A 17,665-nucleotide genomic window follows, 5' to 3' on the forward strand; every position below is an offset into this window, starting at 1 on the left:
AAACCTAATTCGGTATTACGATGAGGAAGGTTGATGAACGATGGGTGATGACATTCGCAGAAATATGGCGTTGTTTCCAATCGGCATCGTAATGAAGTTAACGGATTTGACTGCTCGTCAAATTCGGTACTATGAGCAACATGAACTCATTATGCCGGCTCGTACCTCGGGAAACCAGCGTTTATTTTCATTTAACGATGTTGAACGACTGCTTGAGATTAAAGCTCTCATAGAGAAGGGCGTCAACATTGCAGGGATTAAGCAAGTTCTGAATCCCATGTCCAAGGAATCTAGCGAAGCAACCGTGTTAAGCGCTGACTCGGAGTCGAAGCGCAAAGAAATGTCCGATGCTCAATTGCACCGTATGCTTAAGCAGCAGTTAATGGCCGGCAAGAGACCCGGGCAAGTCTCGTTGATTCAAGGAGAATTGTCCCGTTTCTTTACGAAATAAGTATCATAAATGAACATAAAGGAGAGGTTCCACGTGGGTTACACAAGAGAAGATATTATCCGTATCGCTAAAGAGCAAAATGTTCGTTTCATTCGTCTACAGTTTACTGACTTGCTTGGAACAATCAAGAACGTAGAAATTCCAACGAGCCAATTGCAGAAGGCATTGGACAACAAGATGATGTTTGACGGCTCCTCAATCGAAGGATATGTACGTATCGAGGAATCGGATATGTATCTTGTTCCTGATCTTGACACTTGGGTAATATTCCCATGGGTGGCTGAAGATCGTGTAGCGCGTATGATCTGTGATGTGTACATGCCAGACGGCACACCGTTCGCTGGCTGCCCGCGCGGTATTTTGAAGCGTGCGCTGAAAGAGGCGGAAGAGCTTGGATTCACAGCAATGAATGTTGGTCCTGAACCTGAATTCTTCTTGTTTAAGACAGACGAGAAGGGCAATCCTACAATGGAACTGAATGATCAGGGGGGATATTTCGATCTTGCCCCTACTGACTTGGGTGAGAATTGCCGCCGTGAAATCGTATTGAAGTTGGAAGAAATGGGCTTTGAAATCGAAGCTTCGCATCATGAAGTTGCGCCAGGCCAGCATGAAATTGATTTCAAATATGCAAATGCAATTAAAGCGGCTGACCAAATTCAGACGTTTAAGCTGGTCGTGAAGACGATAGCTCGTCAACATGGGCTGCATGCTACATTTATGGCGAAACCATTGTTCGGCGTAAATGGCTCCGGTATGCACTGTAATATCTCTTTATTTAACGGCTCCGATAATGCATTTGTAGATGAGCAGGATTCAAGTGGCCTTAGTGCAGATGCCCGTTCCTTTATGGCAGGCGTATTGAACCATGCGCGCGGGTTTGCGGCAATTACGAATCCTACGGTTAACTCTTACAAGCGCCTTGTACCTGGATATGAAGCTCCATGTTATGTAGCTTGGTCAGCGAGCAACCGCAGTCCGATGATCCGTATCCCAGCTTCCCGCGGCTTGAGCACACGTGTTGAAGTACGGAACCCGGATCCATCTGCTAACCCTTACTTGGCATTGGCTGTTATTCTTAAAGCAGGTCTGGATGGAATTAAGAACCGTACGGCTCTTCCAGCTCCAACAGATCGTAACATCTATGTTATGACAGAAGAAGAGCGCGTATCCGAAGGCATTCCGAGCTTGCCATCCAGTTTGAAGGAATCGCTTGAAGCGTTGCTGAGCGATGAGACGATGTGCGAAGCATTGGGCGAGCACGCGTTGCAGCACTTCCTTGAGCTGAAAGAGATCGAATGGGACATGTATCGCACACAAGTTCACCAATGGGAACGCGATCAATATATGACGTTGTACTAGTACCTGAAACCCTAGGAGCCATAAGGCTTCTGGGGTTTTTCTTTGTGGGGGCATTACTGTAATTTTTTTATGTTTTTTCAATCCGCCCCCAAATCGCCCCCGAATATCTTATCTGTATAAGCCTCGATCTTCTGAGTATTTCTCTGTTCTAATTTTTTGGATATGTGTGAGTATACATCTGAGGTTATTTTAATGCTGCCGTGTCCTAGATATTCTTGAACGTATTTCATATCAGCCCCAGCCTCTAGCATTACAACAGCACACGTATGTCTTGTAGAATGTATCGGCAGAGACGGAAGGTCTGAACGCTTGAGAATTCTTGAAAAAGCATTAAATAAAGTTGATTTAGGCATGAAATTTCCATCTTTTCGACATAACACTAAATTGAGTTCGTACTTGTATAGTGAGCCAAGGTTTAATTTGTTCTGATTCTGCCAATTCATTTGAAACCTTAGATCGTTCACTATGTTCTGACTTATTTTAATTTTTCGTTCGGACTTACCAGTTTTAGTTTCTCCGAATAATTCCTCATCATTTGAGGCCTGAAAATCCAAGGTTTCATCAATTGTAATAGTGCAATTTTTGAAATCAATATCACTCCATTTAAGAGCAGCAGCTTCCCCCTTGCGCATCCCTGTTGCAATTAACACTTTGAAGAATATCCAATAGATGTATCCATACCTATGTGCTTGCTGAAGAAATCTAGGTATGTCATCAGAATCGATAAATTTGACCTGCCTTTTAGACTTTTCTTTTTTTATGATTGATCCATAACTTGGATTTCTTTCTATTTTACCCTGAATAGTAGCACGTTCCAGTGCTGCATACATTGTGCTGTTTACAATTTCAATTGATCGTCTACTCATGTTGCTATCGACGCAATAGTCAAGAAATGCTTGATACATATCTGGTTTTAAGTCTGAAAGATATAATTTTTTGAAGTATGGTTCAATATGATTTTTAATATTGTTTAAATGTGAACGAATTGTGTTCTTACGGACTGTGTCTTTTTTATATTTTTCAACCCAATTGTATAGATAATCAACTAGTGGTATATCTGATTGTTCATAACCCTGTAGTACTTTACGTTCAAACTCCGCAGCAGCTAATTGAGCTTCTTTTTTTGTTTCAAACCCCCGCTGAGACTTCTCCTTAAATTTTTGAGTAAAAGGATCTTTATATTTAAGCCTGAACTCCCAACCTGTAGAATGTTTTTTGAAATTGGCCATGTCTATTTCCCTTTCTCTTTTTTTGTATTGGGGTTATTTCTGTCTTTTCTTTTTTCTTCCCAGAAGAGGCCAGTTAATACATCTAAAACTCTTTGGCGTGCTTCCCCTTCGATTGGCACCCCGTCAAAAAGTACTGGTGAGTCATTTTCTAACATTGTTTTGAAATCCAAAATATCTTTCTCAGAAGCCCAATCAGGATATTCCGATGCATCTTCTTCGAAATGCCCAGCTTTAGTCAACATCTCCTTGTAATCCGCACCAAGAGCCTCTGATAACTTTTTTATTGTTTCAGGCTTGGGTGGTTTTCTGATCCCATTTTCAATTCTTGATATTTGAGCGTTACTTATTCCTGATTCCTCAGAAAGTTGCTTAATGGTCATTTCTTTTTTTTCTCTGAGCATCTTTAGATAAGATCCGAAACTATTTACTGACACTATGTATCCCTCCACTGCACTCTTGTTACCTCTTGGTAATAAATATATAGAAAAATGACCAAAAGGTAAAGTAATATTTAGATAATATGATACCAAAAGGTAAACAGCGTGAGATTTGTCAAAATACAGCCGTAAATCGACAAATTCAGCCAAATTTGGCGTTTTACCAAAAGGTAATTTATGATTTATTATAAGTACCATAAGGTAACGAAACGAGGTGATATAAATGAAACTTGTTTTAAATGTTAAGAAGTTAGAGAGGCACATGTATGAGGCGGGGTGGGATGAAAAGGAACTCGCTAAGCGGATTGGTGTCACCTCAACACAAGTTTATCGAGTAATCAGAGGACAGAGATTCCCAGGTAACGATTTTCTTGCTGGACTTAAAACGGCGGGGATATCACTTGATGAATTTACAGATGTTTGTTAAGGGGTGGTGGTATCGTGTTATCTGTAAATATTGATTCTGAAGAAGTAAGGAAGATGTGCTTAGAACAAATAAACATTAAACTAGCTGAAATTGATGTGGATCTTGTTTTTTGGGATACCAAGGATTTAATCAGAGTCACACGACTTTCGTGGCCCACGATTCAAAATACATTTTTCTACGATCCCAGATTTCCGAAAAGAAGACAAGGAACAAAATGGCTTTTTCCGGCAAAGGATGCACGAGCGTTTCTTATTAAATGGCTTATGGAGCAGCCGAAGACCTGAAGGGAGAACAATCTATATGAACCAACAACTGGTATTTATACAGAACGGACGAGCAGTAACAGATAGTTTATTAGTAGCTGAAAAATTCGGGAAGGAACACAAACATGTAATGAGGGACATTCGTGAGCTGGAATGCAGCGAAGAATTTAGACAGTCCAATTTTGGACTCTCCACTTATGTTAGTGGACAGAACAAAGGACTACCTAAAGTTGAGATGACACGAGATGGATTTACATTCTTGGTCATGGGTTATACCGGTTCGGAGGCAGCCCGATTCAAGGAAGATTACATTAAGGCCTTTAACATGATGGAACAGCAAATTATGGGTTCTATCAATTTGAGTCAGCTTAGCCCTCAACTTCAACACTATATTTACTTGGAGCAACGGGCAAACAATATTGAGAATGATGTATCTCAATTAAAACAGGTTGTAGACAATGAGGTCTGGATCACAGAGGCTCAACGAGGACAGTTGCGTACAGCAGTTAACAATCGTGCTGGACAACTCCTGAATACAGGATACGGCAATGCCCATTTCCAAGGTATCTACAGTACGTTGAAAACTCATTTCGGTGTGGCTAAGTACGACAAGATACCACGTAAGGATTTTGAATTAGCACTTGATATAGTGCGAGGCTGGTATCCAAAGATAAGGGAAGCTAATTAAGAAAGGGGAATGTATATGGAACAACGCGTTATTGATCTTGAGATGAAAGTAGTAGAGCTTGAAACAGCATTGTTTCAATTGGAGGAGAAGACTGCTCAAGCCCTACTAGTTATTAGTGAACGCTTAATGGTTGAGGTAGAACAACTGATTAATGAATATAAAGATGGCTATATGCAAGCTACGATTGCTGTACTGGAGAAGAAGTTTACAAACAACAAGCAGTGAAATTATTACCAAAAGCAGTGAAACTCCAGCAACCCTTTTGAATATCAAAATGTAAAAAATTATCTGGGAGTGCTTCTACTTTTGTTCTATCTTGTATCGATATATATAACGGATGCTCAAGTAATTTTGTATACCTTTCATTAGCAACGTATGATCTATTGTAAGTAATATCAATTAAACCTAATCTAATGAGATTTGTTATTGAAGCTTGATAATCTTTATAATTATCCACTGTCAAATTAGGAAGAGGAAAAAAGTGTTCTACAATGCTAGCTGCACTCGTCTTAAGACCATTAGTGCTGTTAGGTTTAGAATAAATTCCTTGAATATTACCTACGCCAAACGATTTTTCGTTTTCAAACAAAAAAGTACAGACGATTGCATCCAATGGGGACATTTGCTTAATAATCTCAACAAAAGAAGGATGGATTTTTTGGTTATTAGTATTATTTGCGGAAGAGGCAATTAGGTTAGAAAACATTGCGCGTATCTCATCTGATTCTATGTAATATTTTGATGCTTCAAGAGCAGGTCCAACAATATTCAAAGGGGGCTCAACAAGATTTTCTGATGGAATAGAGTTAACTTTCTCAGCAATTTCCTTCTTGTAAACATCAATTGAATGTTCATTGGCTACTTTTGATTTAAGAAGTGGAGTAAACACAAACAATAAAGCTGCATCTAACACTTCGCCGATCCGTTTTGCTGGAGGTAAGAAAGTAGCATTAACAACCTCGGTAGAAGCCAAAAGAACATCAGCCAATTTAGTTGGTTGAGTCATTCAAAGTCACCTCATGTTTTTATCTCTATTGTAACGAGAGTGACAGGCTGTAACAACCAGAATCTAGTCAAGGAGTGTGAACATGAACCGCCAAGCTGCAAAGCAGTTAAAGCGAGCAAACAGGATAATAGGAGCAATTATACGGATGTTGCCGTTTGGATCTGAGGCAGCAATGACACTTGGGATGATAGTAGAGCGATTGGATGAGGTACAAATCAAATTGATGAGGGAGGATGAGTTTAAATGATCATCAAAGCAGGAACTTGGCAAGCGCTTACAAGTGGAGAGAGAATGTCAGCATTATCTTATCTACATGAGCAGACACAATGCAAATGGGAGCGTAGAGCAGTATGACGGCGGAGCAACTTGCAACTATAGACCTTGTTATTGCAGAGTACATGACCTTATACAATGAATATTTGGACGAGCCAGACGCAGATACAAGAGCGTATCTCAAGACGGAAATGGAAGTGCTGGAACAGAAGTATGGCTTTTAGGAGGATGGTTTTATGGTCCCGAAATGCGGATGTGGTCGACTTGCTGAATATCAAATCTATGAGGACGAGCAGCCGCACTGCGAACAGTGTATGAAAGATGCAATTGAATGTTCGGAATTTGTAATGGTCCGTAAACCAATCGATTGGAGTGACTATAAATGTTCATCTTAGGACTTATTATTGGGGCTTGCGTAGGATTTTTGGGAACAGCAATGTTGGCAGTGGGTAAGGGAGGAGATGTGTCTTGAGGATGGCTGTTCGAATAAAAGCTGAAGAGGGTATGGCAGCCCAACGATGTCTGGAAGCAGTTGGTGGCTGGATTGTTCTTCCTAAAGGAAAACGGCCCCAGTTTCATTTTCCAAACGAGATGTTATACAACGAATACTGCAAACTGCTTCGGATCGCTAGGGGACAAAAGTAAATTAGCCGCGATGTAGGAGTCGCAGCTAAGAAAGTACTTGAACAAAATAAGTTACGGTCACAATAACACATTTTCTAGGAGGTTGTAAAGGTGACATCTGAAAAAATGAACATATATCAAAAATTGTTGGAGGTAAGGAAGTCGGTTACTTATCTCAAAAAAGAAGCTACATCCAATCAATACAAATATACAGGTAGTGCTCAGGTATTGGCGTCAGTTAGGGACAAAATCAATGAGATGGGCTTGATATTAGTCCCAAAAATTTTGGATAAGAACCTGTTAACTGAAACTATAGAGTTTGTTGAAAAGGAGAAGCCGAAGAAGACAACTACCTATTTCACTGAGTTAACACTTTCAATGACGTGGGTAAATGCGGACAACCCTTCTGAGACAGTTGAATGTTCTTGGTACTCACAAGGTGTGGATATTGCAGGAGAAAAGGGGGTTGGGAAGGCATTAACTTATGGTGAAAAGTATTTCATTCTGAAATTCTTCAATATACCGACTGATAATGACGATCCAGACGCTTTCCAAAAGAAGTTCGAACAAAAGGCATCTAAAGAAATTCAAACAAAAATTAGAGAGACATGGATAAAAAGTGGGCAAAAAATTAATTTATTAGAGCGTCAATGCCAGATCATGTATGGATCAGGTGTAGCTCAGTTAAGTGAAGACAATGCAGAAGCATTTTTGACACTGTTAGAAGATAAATTAGGTGATCCAGATGGAACTAACTAAGGAGAATTACTACAGTCTTGAAGCTAACCGTCATTACATGTCTGTGAGCCAGTTTAAGAGCTTCCTGCCCTCATATGGGGGCTGTGAGGCACAGGCAATGGCAAAGATCAGCGGAGAGTATGTAGAGCCCCCAAAAAACGCATTTGATGAAGGGCACTATGTACACGCCTGGAACGAGGGTACTTTGGAAGAGTTTAAAGTTAATAACCCTCAAATATACGCTAGTACTGGCAAGACAGCAGGGCAGCTTAAGGCGAATTTTCAACATTGCAACAATATGATTGCAGTCCTACAGAACGATCCATTAGTTATGAAGGCGTTGGCAGGGCAAAAGGAAATCATTATGAGTGCGGAACTGTTTGGTATCCCATGGAAGGCTATGCTTGATAGTTATCAACCTGAGGTGGGGATATTCACAGACCTAAAGGCGCTCAAAGAAATAGACGGTAAGTGGTGGAACAAGGACGCTCAAGCGTATGAGAACTTCCTAGATCATTATGGCTACACAATTCAAATGGCCGTGTATGCGGAGATAGAACGCTTATTTACAGGGGGCAATGAGTGGCTGCTGCCGCAAATGGTTGTAGTCACTAAACAGGACCCTCCAGACCATGAAATTATCTACTTCGATTACGAGATCATAGAGCAAAGCCTAAATATAGTACAAAACAATATTGAGAGAGTGAAGGCCGTTAAGAGTGGATTGGCAGCACCTGTACGTTGCGAGAAATGCGAATTCTGTCGGCAGACGAAGTTAATAAAACGAATCAAGCATTTCTCAGAATTAAATTTATATTGAGGTGATGCAACATGACATTACCATTTAACCCTCAACCCAAGACAAAGACACGGCGTTTTAAACCCACTACTAAAATGCGAGGGAGAATATCCCCCGAAGTATATCAGGCGGCGTATGAGCGATCTGGGGGCTGCTGTGAGCTATGTGGAAAAGCAGGAAGCCCAGAGTATGGAACACTGCAATGTGCTCACCTTGTGAGGCGCTGGAAGCTTGACGAGACTACAGTAAATGATGTTGCTATGTTGTGTGGTCCATCAGTCAATACAGGCACATGTCATAACTGGATTGACTATACACGCGATGGACGGGAATGGGCGGAAGATTACAGGAAGCATTTATATAATTCCTCAGAGTTCCCGGAAATTCCCGGAACATCTAAGAAAGTATGAGAACGGAAAGGAGTGTTCTGGATGGCAGAAAAGCGCATGATTTCGAAAGTAATCTCAATTTCGGAAAAAGTGAACATGTTACCAGATATTTTCGACATGCTGCTTTTCACATGGATGATACCACACACTGATGACTTTGGTCGCATGGCTGGATCGGCTGCTAAGGTAAAGGCGTTGGTTGTGCCAATGTTAGATAAATCAATGCGTGATGTAGAGGCGGCATTAGGCCGATTAGCCGCGTCAGGACTGATATTGTGGTATGAATCCGATGGTGAAAAGGTCTTGCAAATATTGAATTTTGAGAAGCATCAACAGGGTTTACACAAGCGAACTAAGTCCAAATTTCCTGACCATATTCCTAATGATTCCGGGAATTTCCCGGGGATTCCCTCTGAACTGAAGAGAACAGAACTGAAGAGAACTGAAGAGAACAGAACTGAAGAGAAGGGAACAGAACAAGAACTAGAACAGATTTTTGGTAATGGTTGTGATTCTGAATTATCTGAAATTCAAAATGCTTTCCGAATGTTCGAACAAGAAGGCTTCGGCACATTAAGTCCAATAACATCTGAGCGATTAGGAGACATCGTAGACACATATGGAGAACGGTGGGTCCATGAAGCTATGAAAAAAGCTGTTGTTCGAGGCAAGCGCAATCTGGGCTATGTTGAAGGTATTTTGAAAAACTGGAGAAGTGATGGAATAGACGAGCCTTGGAAGGAGGAGCAAGATGGAAAGTCTCAAGCAGGCAATGGGCAAATTCGATCTGGAAAAGATACGCCGCAAAGCAGAAGCAATGAAAGCGAATTCTCCTTCCTTGACAAGCCTGGACGAAGTTAACTACGAATGCCCGAAGTGTAAGGACATGGAGGGATTCTTTACAAAGCAAACTCAATATTATCAAGACCGAGAATACCAAGTTGATGCTTGGATTGATTGTGAATGTGTAAAGAAAAAGGCGCTTGAGAGGCTGATGAAGGCATCGGCCATCACTGAAGAGTTTTCAAAGATGACATTTGGAAAATTCGATCTCTCATCGGTAAAAGAGATAGTGCAGGAAGCATATACGGTTGCTTATGAATACGTTCGAGAGTTTCCAGACATCCGCAAACTCAGACAAAACAGCATTGCCTTCTTGGGACGTCCTGGCTGTGGAAAGACACATTTGTTAACAGCAGCTGCCAATAACTTCTTGGCTAAAGGGATAGGTGTAATATATTTCCCTTGGATTGAAGGCTTCAACGAATTAAGGAATGATCTCAGCCAACTGGATGAACGTATACGGCGTTTACAGCAAGCAGAAGTCCTATTTATCGACGATATGTGGAAGGGCACAGACAAGCCCACAGCATTTGAAATAAAGCAGGCATTTGCAATGGTCAACTACCGTTATCTAAATAACTTGCCCATCATGCTCAGTTCTGAACGCACCTTTGCGGAAATGTGCGGCTACGACGAAGCAGTAGGCAGCCGGCTTAAAGAAATGTGTAAGGGCCATACAGTAACGATCAAGGGCGGAATCGAACTCAATTATCGATTAAGGGAGGATTAAACCTATGAGTTGTCAATGCGGAGGCAGTGGAGTCGTGATTAAAAAGGTTGGATCAATAACTAGTTTTGTCAAATGTGACTGCTGCAAAGGAGGCAAGCCTCCTGTCGGCGTGAGAAAGTGGAGATGAATTGGACGGACGCCACGCTATACGAATTATGCATTGTGGTCCTGGATGATTATGCAATGGATACTGATAGATTATCGGCATCAACGGAGATAGAAAATCGATTGGGGGAAAAGAGAAGATGATATGCAAAGTCAAAGAGTGTGTTAACAAAGCAGATGTGACTTGGGCGTTGGTCCCAGTATGTGAGGCACATAAACAGAAAATCATCGAAGAGCAGCGTCGGTATTACAGCAAAAGGATTAACGAGGGAGACCGTACAACGCTTAATACAATCAAACACCTAATTCCATGGTCAAACCGATGAGCAAGACACTAGACGACATTTGGGAGAGTTGGGATTATCACATAAAGGATGATTTGGCTCGGGTGGACAGAAAGTTTTATCTAGCAATAAGTGAGGCTATGCAATTTAACATAAAACCAGCAACAGCGATTAGATATTTCCGCGAAAAGCTAGATGAAACCATCCAAGAGATTGCAGTTGAGCGACAGGCAAAGACTAAGGGGCCAAAGAGGCATCGTTTGGATGAATAGAGTGTCATAAGTCATCTGAGTTTTAAAGTGTCTCAGAATCAATTCTAGGAGGTTGTGAAGAGATGATAAATTTTACGATATATGGCGATCCTGTTGCTCAAGGGCGACCAAAGTTTTCAACTGCAGGCGGTTCCGCTAAAGCATATGATCCAAAAAAGTCACGAGATTTTAAGGATTACGTCAAGTTGGCTGCAAGCGAGTACGCACCGAAAGAGTTACTGACTGATCCGTTACGACTGGAAATTGTGTTTTATCGGATAACACCAAAGAGTCTAAGCAAAAAGAAGGCGTCAGATGCAGAAAACGGGCTCCTGCTGCCAACAACAAAGCCAGACATAGACAACTATCTCAAAGGCGTAAAAGATGCCTTAAACGGAGTCATATGGCGAGATGATAGTTGTATCACAGATGTGGTTATGAGCAAGCGATACAGCAGTCGACCGCGGATAGTAATTTCTATCAGTAAAGCCATCTAAATATGTAGAATAGTGCAAACTTATATCATGCAGATAAACGGTATGATCGCGGCCCTTTATGGCACAAAAACCGAACATATGATCTTATTTTAATGGATATCAACCCCTAAGGGAGAGGTAAGAGAGAGGTGAGACAACATTGCGTAAGCTGAGATTATTTAGTGGCATCGGCGGAATTGACCTAGCAGCTCATTGGGCGGGCATGGAGACGGTAGCATTTTGCGAGCGAGAGCCGTTTCCGCAGCAGGTGCTACGCAAACACTGGCCTGACGTCCCAATTTACGACGATGTATGTACATTAACAGCCGAAAGGCTACAGGAGGATGAAATCATTGGCTCAGGTAGAGCAATTGACATTATTTCAGCAGGATACCCTTGCCAGCCTTTCAGTAACGCCGGGAAGCGAAGAGGCAAAGAGGATGACCGTCACCTCTGGCCAGAAGTTGCTAGGCTCTTATCGGAAATCAGGCCCCGTTGGTTCATTGGCGAGAATGTTGCTGGGCACGTCACTATGGGGCTCGACGATGTGCTTATTGACTTGGAAAGCCTCGGTTACAAAGCGCAAGCATTTGTTATTCCTGCTGCGGCCATCGGTGCCCCGCATAGAAGAGACAGAGTCTTTGTTGTGGCCCACTCCGACTGCTGCGACGAATGGACCGGGGAAGAACCCAAACAACCCAAGAGGAATGCACCAAGGGAATCCATTAGCAACAGCAGTGACGATGTGGCCAACTCCGCAAGCATCGGAAAATCGGGATCGAGGGAACCTTTCGAATCCATCGATCAAACGTCGAGTAGAGATGGGCAAGCAAGTAAATCTATCAATGTGCGCTTCGGAGAAGAGCGGTCAGCTGAATCCAGAATGGGTAGAGTGCTTGATGGGCTTTCCAATCGGGTGGACGGACATAGATGGCCTGCAACACTAGGCCAGCCACAACATGACTGGGAGCCTCCGCGAGTAGCAACCGGAGTAAAGGATCGAACTGGACGACTAAAAGCACTAGGTAACGCAGTAAATCCATATCAGGTATATCCGATACTAGCAGCTATTAAGTTGATACATGATGAGGTGAGACAGTGAGCACACCAAGGATACTACACTATCCAGGCAGCAAGTGGAGTATGACAGATTGGATCATAAACAACATGCCACAGCATGCAACATACCTGGAACCATTCTTCGGATCCGGAGCGATATTTTTTAACAAGGAACCTTCACTGTTAGAGACGATAAACGACTTGGACGGAGATGTAGTAAACCTTTTCCGAATCATTCGAGATCGGTCGGAAGAGTTATCTCATTTGATCCAGTGGACGCCATACAGTCGCGAGGAATATTACACAGCTTATGAAGCCATTGAAGACGAACTAGAACGTGCACGCCGTTTCTTGGTTCGCTGTTGGATGGCACGAGGCGCTAAAACATCAGACAGAACCGGATGGCGTCATATCATCGACCACAATGGACCGCGACCAGTGAAGCAGTGGAATGAGATGCCAGATAAGCTTCTGGCTGTAACCGATCGTTTAAAAGGTGTCCAGCTCGAGCAACAACCGGCAGTCAAATTGATTGAAAGACATAACAGAGAAGACGTGCTTATATATGCTGATCCACCATACATCCTATCAACCCGAAATAATCGGATGTATCGACACGAGATGACCGAAGATGATCACCTCGAGCTGCTTGAAGCTTTAGACACACATTCCGGACCTGTCTTGTTAAGCGGATACGATCACCCAATGTATAACGACATCCTAAAGCATTGGAAACGAGAGACTCGCACTGCTCAGGCTGAGGGTGGGCGCATCAGAACAGAGGTCCTATGGATCAATCCAGTTGCAGCACAGCAAGCAGGTCAGTTAAGCATGACATTTTAGGGCTACAGCCAAGGGAGAGATAAGCATGAATCCTGATATTCAGTTTCTGAAAGAATTGCAGACTGAATTAAACAATCAAGATAACGACTGTCAAGCTGCTCCACGTTTTTGGGTGATTAGAGATTATCGTACCGTACCTACTCACGAGGATTATGATTTCGACCGGACAATGTATTACCACAATGATGGGGATCATACGGAGTTTAAAACGGTAGAAGAACTTAAAGAGTATCTAAATGAATATTACTGTGAAGATACTGATATCGAAGGTTTAGAAGATGTTCTAAATAATCCAGAAATAACATTCGATGCTGCTTGGGATTTCGTAGAAGAGAATTTAAATGATGATGGATTTTACAGTAGTGTCCCAGTTAAAGAAGAAGCATTCATAGTCGAAAATACAATGTTCATAACAAAAGAAGAAGCAAAACGCCATCTTGAACTTAATCACTATCACTACACAAATAAAGCTCACACATACGCCATGACAGCATGGAGAGCGCCAAAAGTAGAGAGAGTGCTAAAGATTTTATCAACACACAATTGGGATTAAGAGGAGAGATAACAATGACAACTATCAATGAGTCAGTACAAACAGCTCAGCAAAGGATAGTAATCTAATGATTATGACCCTCAAAAGCTGTACTAAACTATTCCGACAACCCAACAAAGTAGGAGATGTCATTGAAAGCAATGGGGGAACGTATCTAGTACTTGGTATAGAACGTTATGAGCTATATGGCGATCAAATAACAATATGGTACACCATACAGGATCTGAAGCAGAAGGATTACGTTTCACCATATAAACCATATACTGCTGTACTGCAAGAGCAGTTCGTGTATGAAGATAAATATAACAGTGAAAAGTTCAAGAAAATTCAATTAGGGGAGATTCATTTTTATAAGAACGAGTACTACAAGATATTGGAGTTCACTGGAATCAAGTTCAATGGAACGGACATGGAAATATCATTCTTAGCGCGTCCTGTATACCCATTGGACCAAAAGCAAGCAAAAGCAAAACTACTGAATGAGCGGCGCAAGAAACTCAAACTGGAAGTATTTTAGGGCCAGATGGCCCTCTAAGGGGGATAACTAAGACGCAACTATTTTAAAATCTCAGTGACTTTTTTAACCTTGCTAGCAATGTCCACATTCTGCTGCATCTTGGTATATTCACAGAATGCTTCTTGCAAGAGAACGCCTTTATCTTTACCACTTACAAACGACCAAGCATCCAGTAAATCTATAAAGTCTGTATCAAATCTAAAGCTGGTTGTGGTTTTTGATTTAGTCATAAGCGCCTCACTCAATAAAATTATTTGTTGTTTAGCATACCACATAACCACATAAGGGGGATAACAGAAAATGGCATTGCTGAGTAAAGAGGAAGTTAAAAAATATTACGAGGAAACAAAAGTAAAAGCAGAGGCATGTGGGTATTGCTGCAAATGTAGTGGTTGCGCCGAACATATGTTAGCGACGGAACTTTATATTTGGGAAATTGATGGCGGCGGCCCGATGTTCTCAAGGGAGAGTGAACCTAATGAATAAGCGGAATCTGGTAGAAGACCTTGTGATATGTGATGCAGCAACTCCGGGGCCTTGGATATGGTGGGGATACGGTGAGTCCATTGGAGATGGGATCAGAAGCATTAATCAAAAAATATTAATGGCTGACGATAATAAACTCGTTATAGTCAATAAAGAAAATATTAACTTGATGGTAGAAGCGCGCCAAGGCTGGCCTGAAGCTATTAAAAGAGCAATCTCTGCTGAGGAAGAAGTAGAACGGCTGAAAGGGCAGCTCCAAGACGCACTAAACACTCTTGATTGGTATGCAACGGCATGTCATTGGTTTGCAGGCGAATTTGATGGCGAGGGTAAGTTTAAGACAATGGTATCAAGTGATGTTGGTAAACGAGCGAGAGATGCCATACAACGCATACAAGGGGATAAAGGGGAGGTAACAGAGTCATGAAAGCAATAACGATCATACAGCCTTGGGCGACACTGATCGCCATCGGAGAAAAGAAATTCGAAACACGCAGTTGGGCTACTAAGCATAGGGGGCCACTGGCGATCCATGCAGGCAAGAAGATAGACCAGGAAGTATGCATGATGGAACCGATCAAGTCTACCCTAGCAAAGCATGGATATACAGCAGACAACCTGCCGACAGGTGCAGTTGTGGCGGTAGCACAGCTTACAGGTAGTTATATGATCTACGACACAATCGATAATGGAGTGCATATTGTCAGATGCCCTGATAATCAATACGACTTTGATAAGGTCGAGTTCATCCGTAAACCTGAGAGCGATTTTGGATACTACTCCGAAGGGCGTTATGCGTGGGAAATGTCGGATGTAAAGAAAATGAAACCTGTTGCAGCAAAGGGGCAGCAAGGCCTGTGGAACTGGGAGGAAGAGTCATGACACAGTATACAAGAGAGCAGATATTGAGTATGCCAGTTGGAAGAGAACTTAATAAGCTTGCAGCAACAGAGGTAATGGGATGGCTGATGTACCACTATGACAAGGATGTAGCAGAAAATTGCTATTACGTCTTAGTGGATGAAGAGTTTGAATCAGTATCGAATGCACTCGATCCAGAATGCGAGACAGAAGAAGAGGCTTGGAATCACTGCCCTGACTTTTCAGGTGACATTGCAGCAGCTTGGGAATTAGTGAAGATTCTAAGCAAAAAATACGGAGTTGAAGTCTATGAAAATGCTGGTCCATCTAGTGAATGTAAACTTTATCCACGAGGAAAAACGCCTATACATGTTATTTCTGCAACAACGACTGAAGCCATCACCAAAGCAGCTATATTAGCCATGATGGAGAAGTCAGGAGGTACTGACTCATGAGATACAGAGGCAGATATCTAATATCATGGTCACACGCAGGGTATGTAGGGCGCGAAACTTGGGTGATGGAGCGTTACGGTAATTTATCATCAGCAGACATAAAAAAACTAGAGATAGATTTAGGAGATAAATGGGGATTAAACAGTCCGGTTGTGATTACTAACTTTGTAAAAATAAATTAACAGGGAGTCAGGAGGTACAGAGGAATGATTGAGTGGATAAAGTATGACGAGCAAAGCCGAGAGATAGAAAGCCACGTTAACCATATAGTTACAGACGGGCGAGTAGTATTGATTGCCCAGCATATGCACCTTGGGTCTGACATTGGATACGGTTGGAAGTGTCACGAATCCATACTAGGTTGGGTAACTCATTGGGCAAAGATAAATCTACCAGTAGGAGGTACAGGGGAATGAAGAATGATTACAAAATCGTAGGAGATACCGTTGTTATCTACATTTTCTATAAGGGAACACGGATGGAAACAATCATTGACCTAGCGGATTTGGAAAAAGCTAATTCTTTCAGAGGAACATGGTATGCGAAACTTGATCACAATAATCATTATGTTTATGGCGGTGTTAGTAAAAACGGTAAACAAAGAACGATTTTACTTCATAGATTATTATGCAATGATCCTGTTGGGATGGTTATTGATCATATAAATCATAATACGCTTGACAATCGAAAAAGTGTGAACTTGCGTGTAGTAACACAAGCGCAAAACTTACAAAATTACAAGCTTCGAGAAAATACCACTTCTAAATTTAGAGGTGTTACGTGGAACAAAAAGAAAGGGAAATGGATTGCGACAATGCGGAAAGATAAAAAGCTTATATATCTCGGTTCATTTCATTGTGAACTAGACGCTGCCAAAGCTGCACAGAAATATAGGTTAGAACATATGCCATATACAATAGAATCGGAAATGATTATTTAATAGGGAGGATTTGAGGTATGAGTAGACCAATCAAGTTTAGAGGCCAGCCAATTGATGGAAGCGGTTGGGTATACGGGTACTACGTTTATACGTTTGAGATCGGATACTACTCCCAAGGACACACTGATGTCCCACCAAGATTACACTATATTTTTGGTGACAGCGGTGATTATTGCGAGGTAAAGGCCGAAACAGTAGGACAATACACAGGACTAAACGATCGTAATGGCAAGGAGATATATGATCGACACAAAGTTAAGTTTAAGAGATTCACGAATGAATACATTGGAGTTGTACATTTCGAAAAAGGCTGCTTCGTGGTCAAATGGGAGAGTGTTGTTGGATCTTACAATGAAAAAGCAAGTCACTCAGTATACCTCAAAGATTGTGAGAACATTGAAATCATTGGGGATGAGTTCCACTTCCTGAAAGGAGAAGATAACAATGCCTAACACATTCTATATAGAAGACATAGACGGCTGTGAATTTGTAGTAAGCAAGATAGTAGGAAGGATGCTCATATCATTCCATCGAAACGCAGATGGATATGAAACCGGTCTAATACATTGTGTCTAT

33 protein-coding genes are annotated in these 17,665 nt (G+C 41.8%); 29 read left to right on the plus strand and 4 right to left on the minus strand.

Annotated features, from left to right (window positions below):
* Positions 1–40 precede the first annotated feature (40 nt).
* On the plus strand, positions 41–451 hold the full coding sequence (locus MH117_RS04815) for a MerR family transcriptional regulator (RefSeq protein WP_028546681.1): 411 nt from the start codon (positions 41–43) through the stop codon (positions 449–451).
* Between the two features lie 33 nt (positions 452–484).
* Entirely contained in the window at positions 485–1,813 is a 1,329-nt protein-coding gene (glnA, locus tag MH117_RS04820) for a type I glutamate--ammonia ligase (protein WP_239327494.1), read from the plus strand.
* Between the two features lie 77 nt (positions 1,814–1,890).
* On the opposite strand, the gene MH117_RS04825 is transcribed toward glnA, so the two are convergent.
* Together MH117_RS04825 and MH117_RS04830 are read right to left on the minus strand one after the other, a co-directional pair.
* The gene (locus MH117_RS04825; protein WP_239327495.1) at positions 1,891–3,042 is read right to left on the minus strand and encodes a site-specific integrase; all 1,152 of its coding nucleotides are present in this window, start codon (positions 3,040–3,042) and stop codon (positions 1,891–1,893) included.
* 2 nt (positions 3,043–3,044) lie between these two features.
* Entirely contained in the window at positions 3,045–3,476 is a 432-nt protein-coding gene (locus MH117_RS04830) for a helix-turn-helix domain-containing protein (RefSeq protein WP_239327496.1), read from the minus strand.
* 226 nt (positions 3,477–3,702) lie between these two features.
* Between MH117_RS04830 and MH117_RS04835 the strand changes: the two genes are divergently transcribed.
* The 4 genes from MH117_RS04835 to MH117_RS04850 are packed head-to-tail and all read left to right on the plus strand — an operon-like array spanning position 3,703 to position 5,082.
* Positions 3,703–3,906, plus strand: coding sequence for a helix-turn-helix domain-containing protein (locus tag MH117_RS04835; RefSeq protein WP_239327497.1), 204 nt, complete (start codon positions 3,703–3,705; stop codon positions 3,904–3,906).
* 14 nt (positions 3,907–3,920) lie between these two features.
* On the plus strand, positions 3,921–4,190 hold the full coding sequence (locus tag MH117_RS04840; protein WP_239327498.1) for a group-specific protein: 270 nt from the start codon (positions 3,921–3,923) through the stop codon (positions 4,188–4,190).
* 16 nt (positions 4,191–4,206) lie between these two features.
* Positions 4,207–4,857, plus strand: coding sequence for a Rha family transcriptional regulator (locus MH117_RS04845; protein WP_239327499.1), 651 nt, complete (start codon positions 4,207–4,209; stop codon positions 4,855–4,857).
* 15 nt (positions 4,858–4,872) lie between these two features.
* The gene (locus MH117_RS04850; RefSeq protein WP_239327500.1) at positions 4,873–5,082 is read left to right on the plus strand and encodes an acetylornithine deacetylase; all 210 of its coding nucleotides are present in this window, start codon (positions 4,873–4,875) and stop codon (positions 5,080–5,082) included.
* Here MH117_RS04850 and MH117_RS04855 read toward each other — a convergent pair.
* The gene (locus MH117_RS04855) at positions 5,063–5,863 is read right to left on the minus strand and encodes a DUF4393 domain-containing protein (protein ID WP_239327501.1); all 801 of its coding nucleotides are present in this window, start codon (positions 5,861–5,863) and stop codon (positions 5,063–5,065) included. The two genes, MH117_RS04850 and MH117_RS04855, sit on opposite strands and share 20 nt — an antisense overlap.
* Positions 5,864–5,945: 82 nt before the next feature.
* On the opposite strand from MH117_RS04855, the gene MH117_RS04860 reads away from it, so the two are divergent.
* From MH117_RS04860 to MH117_RS04930, 15 genes are all read left to right on the plus strand, one after another.
* Positions 5,946–6,110: a hypothetical protein gene (locus MH117_RS04860; protein ID WP_239327502.1), complete on the plus strand. Its 165-nt coding sequence runs from the start codon at positions 5,946–5,948 to the stop codon at positions 6,108–6,110.
* Positions 6,111–6,213: 103 nt separating this feature from the next.
* Positions 6,214–6,360 carry a hypothetical protein gene (locus MH117_RS04865; RefSeq protein WP_239327503.1) on the plus strand — a complete coding sequence of 49 codons (147 nt, stop codon included), beginning with the start codon at positions 6,214–6,216 and terminating at the stop codon, positions 6,358–6,360.
* A gap of 12 nt (positions 6,361–6,372) precedes the next feature.
* On the plus strand, positions 6,373–6,531 hold the full coding sequence (locus MH117_RS04870) for a hypothetical protein (RefSeq protein WP_239327504.1): 159 nt from the start codon (positions 6,373–6,375) through the stop codon (positions 6,529–6,531).
* Between the two features lie 79 nt (positions 6,532–6,610).
* On the plus strand, positions 6,611–6,781 hold the full coding sequence (locus tag MH117_RS04875; protein ID WP_239327505.1) for a hypothetical protein: 171 nt from the start codon (positions 6,611–6,613) through the stop codon (positions 6,779–6,781).
* 90 nt (positions 6,782–6,871) lie between these two features.
* Positions 6,872–7,519, plus strand: a complete 648-nt coding sequence (locus tag MH117_RS04880; protein WP_239327506.1) for an ERF family protein — start codon at positions 6,872–6,874, stop codon at positions 7,517–7,519.
* Positions 7,506–8,318, plus strand: coding sequence for a PD-(D/E)XK nuclease-like domain-containing protein (locus tag MH117_RS04885; protein WP_239327507.1), 813 nt, complete (start codon positions 7,506–7,508; stop codon positions 8,316–8,318). The genes MH117_RS04880 and MH117_RS04885 overlap by 14 nt, the downstream gene beginning before the upstream one ends.
* Positions 8,319–8,329: 11 nt before the next feature.
* Positions 8,330–8,707 carry a hypothetical protein gene (locus MH117_RS04890; protein ID WP_239327508.1) on the plus strand — a complete coding sequence of 126 codons (378 nt, stop codon included), beginning with the start codon at positions 8,330–8,332 and terminating at the stop codon, positions 8,705–8,707.
* Positions 8,708–8,728: 21 nt separating this feature from the next.
* Entirely contained in the window at positions 8,729–9,547 is an 819-nt protein-coding gene (locus tag MH117_RS04895) for a DnaD domain-containing protein (protein WP_239327509.1), read from the plus strand.
* Positions 9,438–10,259 (plus strand): DnaA ATPase domain-containing protein, encoded by an 822-nt coding sequence (locus MH117_RS04900; RefSeq protein ID WP_239327510.1) that lies wholly within the window; start codon positions 9,438–9,440, stop codon positions 10,257–10,259. The genes MH117_RS04895 and MH117_RS04900 overlap by 110 nt, the downstream gene beginning before the upstream one ends.
* Before the next feature lie 427 nt (positions 10,260–10,686).
* Positions 10,687–10,920, plus strand: a complete 234-nt coding sequence (locus tag MH117_RS04905; RefSeq protein WP_239327511.1) for a hypothetical protein — start codon at positions 10,687–10,689, stop codon at positions 10,918–10,920.
* 62 nt (positions 10,921–10,982) lie between these two features.
* Positions 10,983–11,396: a RusA family crossover junction endodeoxyribonuclease gene (locus MH117_RS04910; protein ID WP_239327512.1), complete on the plus strand. Its 414-nt coding sequence runs from the start codon at positions 10,983–10,985 to the stop codon at positions 11,394–11,396.
* A 139-nt stretch (positions 11,397–11,535) separates the two neighbouring features.
* Complete coding sequence (locus MH117_RS04915) at positions 11,536–12,477, plus strand: DNA cytosine methyltransferase (RefSeq protein ID WP_239327513.1); 942 nt, start codon at positions 11,536–11,538, stop codon at positions 12,475–12,477.
* Positions 12,474–13,277 (plus strand): DNA adenine methylase, encoded by an 804-nt coding sequence (locus MH117_RS04920; RefSeq protein WP_239327514.1) that lies wholly within the window; start codon positions 12,474–12,476, stop codon positions 13,275–13,277. Before MH117_RS04915 ends, MH117_RS04920 begins: the two co-directional genes overlap by 4 nt.
* Positions 13,278–13,302: 25 nt before the next feature.
* Entirely contained in the window at positions 13,303–13,830 is a 528-nt protein-coding gene (locus tag MH117_RS04925) for a hypothetical protein (protein WP_239327515.1), read from the plus strand.
* A gap of 67 nt (positions 13,831–13,897) precedes the next feature.
* Positions 13,898–14,347 (plus strand): hypothetical protein, encoded by a 450-nt coding sequence (locus MH117_RS04930; RefSeq protein ID WP_239327516.1) that lies wholly within the window; start codon positions 13,898–13,900, stop codon positions 14,345–14,347.
* 38 nt (positions 14,348–14,385) lie between these two features.
* Here the strand turns inward: MH117_RS04930 and MH117_RS04935 are convergent, their stop codons facing one another.
* Positions 14,386–14,577, minus strand: coding sequence for a hypothetical protein (locus MH117_RS04935; RefSeq protein ID WP_239327517.1), 192 nt, complete (start codon positions 14,575–14,577; stop codon positions 14,386–14,388).
* 70 nt (positions 14,578–14,647) lie between these two features.
* Between MH117_RS04935 and MH117_RS04940 the strand changes: the two genes are divergently transcribed.
* The 8 genes from MH117_RS04940 to MH117_RS04975 are packed head-to-tail and all read left to right on the plus strand — an operon-like array spanning position 14,648 to position 17,541.
* Positions 14,648–14,833 carry a hypothetical protein gene (locus MH117_RS04940; RefSeq protein ID WP_239327518.1) on the plus strand — a complete coding sequence of 62 codons (186 nt, stop codon included), beginning with the start codon at positions 14,648–14,650 and terminating at the stop codon, positions 14,831–14,833.
* Entirely contained in the window at positions 14,826–15,260 is a 435-nt protein-coding gene (locus MH117_RS04945) for a hypothetical protein (protein WP_239327519.1), read from the plus strand. Before MH117_RS04940 ends, MH117_RS04945 begins: the two co-directional genes overlap by 8 nt.
* Positions 15,257–15,715 (plus strand): ASCH domain-containing protein, encoded by a 459-nt coding sequence (locus tag MH117_RS04950; protein WP_239327520.1) that lies wholly within the window; start codon positions 15,257–15,259, stop codon positions 15,713–15,715. The genes MH117_RS04945 and MH117_RS04950 overlap by 4 nt, the downstream gene beginning before the upstream one ends.
* Entirely contained in the window at positions 15,712–16,149 is a 438-nt protein-coding gene (locus MH117_RS04955) for a BC1872 family protein (RefSeq protein WP_239327521.1), read from the plus strand. Before MH117_RS04950 ends, MH117_RS04955 begins: the two co-directional genes overlap by 4 nt.
* Positions 16,146–16,331 carry a hypothetical protein gene (locus MH117_RS04960; RefSeq protein ID WP_239327522.1) on the plus strand — a complete coding sequence of 62 codons (186 nt, stop codon included), beginning with the start codon at positions 16,146–16,148 and terminating at the stop codon, positions 16,329–16,331. Before MH117_RS04955 ends, MH117_RS04960 begins: the two co-directional genes overlap by 4 nt.
* 24 nt (positions 16,332–16,355) lie before the next feature.
* Positions 16,356–16,565 (plus strand): hypothetical protein, encoded by a 210-nt coding sequence (locus MH117_RS04965; protein ID WP_239327523.1) that lies wholly within the window; start codon positions 16,356–16,358, stop codon positions 16,563–16,565.
* Entirely contained in the window at positions 16,562–17,089 is a 528-nt protein-coding gene (locus MH117_RS04970) for an AP2 domain-containing protein (protein ID WP_239327524.1), read from the plus strand. The genes MH117_RS04965 and MH117_RS04970 overlap by 4 nt, the downstream gene beginning before the upstream one ends.
* Positions 17,090–17,106: 17 nt before the next feature.
* A complete protein-coding gene (locus MH117_RS04975) occupies positions 17,107–17,541 on the plus strand; it encodes a YopX family protein (RefSeq protein WP_239327525.1) in 435 nt (144 codons plus the stop codon).
* Positions 17,542–17,665 lie beyond the last annotated feature (124 nt).

This window comes from Paenibacillus sp. ACRRX (genome assembly GCF_022346885.1).
Taxonomy (GTDB): domain Bacteria; phylum Bacillota; class Bacilli; order Paenibacillales; family Paenibacillaceae; genus Paenibacillus_B.

What these genes read in the sequence shown, in the direction of transcription:
- MH117_RS04890 (WP_239327508.1), top strand. Translation starts at nt 8,330, where the DNA reads ATGACATTACCATTTAACCCTCAACCCAAGACAAAGACACGGCGTTTT.
- MH117_RS04965 (WP_239327523.1), top strand. Translation starts at nt 16,356, where the DNA reads ATGATTGAGTGGATAAAGTATGACGAGCAAAGCCGAGAGATAGAAAGC.
- MH117_RS04945 (WP_239327519.1), top strand. Translation starts at nt 14,826, where the DNA reads ATGAATAAGCGGAATCTGGTAGAAGACCTTGTGATATGTGATGCAGCA.
- MH117_RS04955 (WP_239327521.1), top strand. Translation starts at nt 15,712, where the DNA reads ATGACACAGTATACAAGAGAGCAGATATTGAGTATGCCAGTTGGAAGA.
- MH117_RS04950 (WP_239327520.1), top strand. Translation starts at nt 15,257, where the DNA reads ATGAAAGCAATAACGATCATACAGCCTTGGGCGACACTGATCGCCATC.
- MH117_RS04885 (WP_239327507.1), top strand. Translation starts at nt 7,506, where the DNA reads ATGGAACTAACTAAGGAGAATTACTACAGTCTTGAAGCTAACCGTCAT.
- MH117_RS04895 (WP_239327509.1), top strand. Translation starts at nt 8,729, where the DNA reads ATGGCAGAAAAGCGCATGATTTCGAAAGTAATCTCAATTTCGGAAAAA.
- MH117_RS04825 (WP_239327495.1), bottom strand. Translation starts at nt 3,042, where the DNA reads ATGGCCAATTTCAAAAAACATTCTACAGGTTGGGAGTTCAGGCTTAAA.
- MH117_RS04870 (WP_239327504.1), top strand. Translation starts at nt 6,373, where the DNA reads ATGGTCCCGAAATGCGGATGTGGTCGACTTGCTGAATATCAAATCTAT.
- MH117_RS04875 (WP_239327505.1), top strand. Translation starts at nt 6,611, where the DNA reads ATGGCTGTTCGAATAAAAGCTGAAGAGGGTATGGCAGCCCAACGATGT.
- MH117_RS04960 (WP_239327522.1), top strand. Translation starts at nt 16,146, where the DNA reads ATGAGATACAGAGGCAGATATCTAATATCATGGTCACACGCAGGGTAT.
- MH117_RS04930 (WP_239327516.1), top strand. Translation starts at nt 13,898, where the DNA reads ATGATTATGACCCTCAAAAGCTGTACTAAACTATTCCGACAACCCAAC.
- MH117_RS04970 (WP_239327524.1), top strand. Translation starts at nt 16,562, where the DNA reads ATGAAGAATGATTACAAAATCGTAGGAGATACCGTTGTTATCTACATT.
- MH117_RS04900 (WP_239327510.1), top strand. Translation starts at nt 9,438, where the DNA reads ATGGAAAGTCTCAAGCAGGCAATGGGCAAATTCGATCTGGAAAAGATA.
- MH117_RS04865 (WP_239327503.1), top strand. Translation starts at nt 6,214, where the DNA reads ATGACGGCGGAGCAACTTGCAACTATAGACCTTGTTATTGCAGAGTAC.
- MH117_RS04910 (WP_239327512.1), top strand. Translation starts at nt 10,983, where the DNA reads ATGATAAATTTTACGATATATGGCGATCCTGTTGCTCAAGGGCGACCA.
- MH117_RS04860 (WP_239327502.1), top strand. Translation starts at nt 5,946, where the DNA reads ATGAACCGCCAAGCTGCAAAGCAGTTAAAGCGAGCAAACAGGATAATA.
- MH117_RS04815 (WP_028546681.1), top strand. Translation starts at nt 41, where the DNA reads ATGGGTGATGACATTCGCAGAAATATGGCGTTGTTTCCAATCGGCATC.
- MH117_RS04845 (WP_239327499.1), top strand. Translation starts at nt 4,207, where the DNA reads ATGAACCAACAACTGGTATTTATACAGAACGGACGAGCAGTAACAGAT.
- MH117_RS04940 (WP_239327518.1), top strand. Translation starts at nt 14,648, where the DNA reads ATGGCATTGCTGAGTAAAGAGGAAGTTAAAAAATATTACGAGGAAACA.
- MH117_RS04835 (WP_239327497.1), top strand. Translation starts at nt 3,703, where the DNA reads ATGAAACTTGTTTTAAATGTTAAGAAGTTAGAGAGGCACATGTATGAG.
- MH117_RS04855 (WP_239327501.1), bottom strand. Translation starts at nt 5,863, where the DNA reads ATGACTCAACCAACTAAATTGGCTGATGTTCTTTTGGCTTCTACCGAG.
- MH117_RS04905 (WP_239327511.1), top strand. Translation starts at nt 10,687, where the DNA reads ATGAGCAAGACACTAGACGACATTTGGGAGAGTTGGGATTATCACATA.
- MH117_RS04850 (WP_239327500.1), top strand. Translation starts at nt 4,873, where the DNA reads ATGGAACAACGCGTTATTGATCTTGAGATGAAAGTAGTAGAGCTTGAA.
- MH117_RS04935 (WP_239327517.1), bottom strand. Translation starts at nt 14,577, where the DNA reads ATGACTAAATCAAAAACCACAACCAGCTTTAGATTTGATACAGACTTT.
- MH117_RS04975 (WP_239327525.1), top strand. Translation starts at nt 17,107, where the DNA reads ATGAGTAGACCAATCAAGTTTAGAGGCCAGCCAATTGATGGAAGCGGT.
- MH117_RS04925 (WP_239327515.1), top strand. Translation starts at nt 13,303, where the DNA reads ATGAATCCTGATATTCAGTTTCTGAAAGAATTGCAGACTGAATTAAAC.